At 78.9% G+C, this 3,271-nt stretch carries 3 protein-coding genes; 2 read left to right on the top strand and 1 reads right to left on the bottom strand.

Features of this window, described 5'->3' with window-relative positions; translation table 11 throughout:
* The first annotated feature begins 3 nt into the window (after nt 1-3).
* Nucleotides 4-1,089: a threonine aldolase family protein gene (locus GTR00_RS17505; protein WP_166612863.1), complete on the top strand. Its 1,086-nt coding sequence runs from the start codon at nt 4-6 to the stop codon at nt 1,087-1,089.
* A complete protein-coding gene (locus tag GTR00_RS17510; RefSeq protein WP_166612861.1) occupies nt 1,086-1,820 on the top strand; it encodes an alpha/beta hydrolase in 735 nt (244 codons plus the stop codon). Before GTR00_RS17505 ends, GTR00_RS17510 begins: the two co-directional genes overlap by 4 nt.
* Before the next feature lie 94 nt (nt 1,821-1,914).
* Here the strand turns inward: GTR00_RS17510 and GTR00_RS17515 are convergent, their stop codons facing one another.
* Nucleotides 1,915-3,081, bottom strand: coding sequence for a coiled-coil domain-containing protein (locus GTR00_RS17515; RefSeq protein ID WP_166612862.1), 1,167 nt, complete (start codon nt 3,079-3,081; stop codon nt 1,915-1,917).
* Nucleotides 3,082-3,271: the final 190 nt, after the last annotated feature.

Here is a 3,271-nt window from a genome sequence, read left to right on the forward strand (position 1 = left end):
GTCGTGCCGGGGGCGGGCGCCGCCGCCCGCCCCCGGCACGACGCCGCCGCCCGCGGGTTCGCCAGCGACAACGCCGCCGGCATGCACCCCGAGGTCCTCGCCGCCCTCGTCGCCGCCAACGGCGGGCACGTCGGCAGCTACGGCACCGACCCCTACACCGCGGCCCTGCAGGAGGTGCTGCGCGGGCACTTCGGGCCCGGCTCGCGCTCGGCGGTCCTGCTCACCGGCACCGGCGCCAACGTCGTGGCCCTGCAGGCCCTGACCCGGCGCTGGGAGTCGGTGCTGTGCTCCACGGAGGCGCACGTCCTGCACGACGAGGGCGGGGCCCTGGAGCACGTCGGCGGCACCAAGCTGATCGCGCTGCCCACCGACGACGGCCTGGTGGACCCGGCCGACCTCGAGCGCGCGGTGCGCCGCGCGCAGGGCCCCATGGCCGCACCGGTGGGGGCGCTGACGCTGACGCAGAGCACCGAGCTGGGCACCGTCTACTCCGCCCAGCACCTGCGCGAGCTGGTGGGCGTGGCCCACGGCCTGGGCGTGCGCGTGCACGTGGACGGCGCCCGCCTGGCCAACGCCGCCGTCGCGCTCGGCCTGGGCCTGGGGGAGCTGACCACGCACCTGGGCGTGGACGCCGTCTCCCTGGGCGGCACGAAGAACGGCGGGGGCCTCGCCGAGGTGGTCGTGGTGCGCTCGGAGGAGGCGGCCCCCGGCCTGGAGCGGCTGCGCAAGCAGTCCCTGCAGCTGGTCTCCAAGGCGCGCTTCGTCTCCGCGCAGCTGCTGGCCCTCTTCGAGGACGACCTGTGGCTGCGCAACGCCGCGGCCGCCAACGCCGCGGCCGCCCTGCTGGCGCGCGGCGTGGAGGAGCTGGGCTCCCGGGTGCGCACCACGCGCCCGGTGCGGGCCAACGCCGTCTTCGCCTCGCTGCCCGCCGACGTCGCCGAGCGCGCCGCCGCCCGCGCGCCCTTCCACGTGTGGGACCCCCACCACGCCCCCGGGCTGGTGGAGGCGCGCTTCGTCGCCAGCTTCGACACCACCGGCGGCGACGTCGCCGCGCTGCTGGGCGTGCTGCGCGAGGAGCTGGCGCGGTGAGCGCGGCGGGCGGTCCCGTGGAGGTGCGCGCGGACCTCGTGCTGCCCGCCCGCCGCGAGGACGTGGAGCTGCACACCGCCGACGGCCTCACGCTGGTGGGGGAGCTGGCGCTGCCCGCCGAGCGCGAGCCCGCGGCGACCCTGGTGACGCTGCACCCGCTGCCCACCGCCGGCGGGTTCATGGACAGCCACGTGCTGCGCAAGGCCTCCTACCGCCTGCCCGCCCTGGCCGACCTGGCCGTGCTGCGCTTCAACACCCGCGGCACCTCCAGCCCGCGCGGCACCAGCGAGGGGGTCTTCGACGCCGGCGGCGCCGAGCGCTTCGACGTGGCGGCCGCGCTGGAGCTGGTGGAGTTCCGCGGGCTGCCGCACGTGTGGCTGCTGGGGTGGTCCTTCGGCACCGACCTGGCGCTGGTGCACGGGCGCGACCCGCTCGTGGAGGGGCTGGTGCTGCTCTCGCCGCCGCTGCGCTGGTCCACGCCGGAGGACCTGCGCGCGTGGGGGGAGCTGGGCACGCCGGTCACGGCGCTGGTGCCGGAGCTCGACGACTTCGTGCGCCCGGAGCAGGCGCGCGAGCGCTTCGCCGCGCTGCCGCAGGCGGAGGTCGTCGGCGTGCAGGGCGCCAAGCACCTGTGGGTGGGGGAGAACGCGGTGCGCCGGGTGCTCGACGAGGTCGTCGCCCGCGTCAACCCGGCGAAGGCGCCGCTGCCCACGACCTGGCCGCCGTCCTGAGGGGGAGCGGCAGCGCGCGGAACGGCGCGCCCGGCAGCGCGCGGGGCCGGCACCCCGCCCGGGGGTGCCGGCCCCGCGGGCCGCTGCGGCGGCGTCAGCCGACGGCGGTGGCGCGCTCGCCCGCGCTGCGCTCGTCGCTGAGGTCCACCACGCGGGCGCCGTCGCCCTGACCCGGCTCGCCCGGCTCACCCGGCTCACCGTGCTCGTCGCCCTCGCCGGCCGGGCGGCCCGGCACGACGGGGGCCAGGCCGAGCAGGCCGCGCAGGTCGTCCAGGTGCTCGGTGATCTCGTCGCGCTGGTGCATGAGCTCGTCGACCTCGGACTGGGCCGAGGCGCGGCTGCGCTCGGCCTGCTCGCGGGCGGTGTCGAGCATCTGCTGGGAGCGGCTGCGCGCGTCGGTGAGCAGGGACTCGGCCTCCCGGCGGGCCGTCTCCGCGCGCAGCGCCGCCTGGGCCAGCGCCTCGGCGCGGATGGACTCCGCGGCCTCGGCGGCCTGCTGGGCGCGCTCCTCGGCCTCGGCGGCGCGCTGCTCGGCCTCGGCGATGCGGGCGGCGGTGCGGGCGGCGGCGACCTCCAGGCGCTGGCGGTCCTCCTCCGCGGCGCGCTCGCGCGCGGCGGCCAGGGCCAGCTCCTGCTCGCGCACCGCGGCCTCGGTGCCCGTGCGCAGCTCCAGCGTCTCGCGCTCGGCCTGCGCGCGCAGCGCGGCGGCGGTGCGCTCGGCGGCGGCGATCGCCTCGGACGTCTCGTGCTCGGCCTGGGCGCGCAGGTTGGCCGCCTCGCGCTCGGCGGCGGCGGTGGTCTCGGCGGCGGTGCGGCGGGCGCCGTCCAGCAGGCCGTCGGCCTCCGCGCGGGCGCTCACGACGATCTCCTCGGCGTCGCGGGTGGCGGCGTCGGTGCGGCGGCGGGCGTCCTCGTCGGCGCGGGTGCGCGTCTCCAGGGCCTCCGCCCGGGCCTCCTCGCGCAGCCGGTCGGCGTCGCGGCGGGCCGAGCGCAGGATCTCGCCGGACTGGTCCTCGGCCAGGCGCAGCAGCTTCTCCATGCGCGCGCCGAGGCCGGAGTAGGTGGGCTTGTCGTGCTCGCGCAGCTCCTTCTGGGCCTGGCTGAGCTCGGCGGCCACGCGCAGGGCGCGGGCGTCGCTCTCCTCCACGCGGGCCCGCGCTTCGAGCAGGGCCTCCTCGAGGTGCTGCAACCGGGCGTCGACCTGACCGCGGTCGTAACCGCGCACGACGATGTTGAACGCGTCGTGGGACTCGCTGGACACCGGCGGACCTCCGGGCGGGTCGGGGACGGGCTGGGCGCGGCCGGCGGTGCGTCGCGCGGCGCGGTCGCGGGCAGCAGCGTAGTCGCGCCGGCGGCCCGGGCCCGTCAGGAGCGCGGGCCGGACGTGTCGGCGCCGTGCCGCCGGCGTGGAGGTCCTGCACCCGCCGTCCGCTGGCGCGGGGACCGGGGAC

The sequence above is a fragment of the Kineococcus indalonis genome, assembly GCF_009906395.1.
Classification (GTDB): Bacteria; Actinomycetota; Actinomycetes; order Actinomycetales; family Kineococcaceae; genus Kineococcus; species Kineococcus indalonis.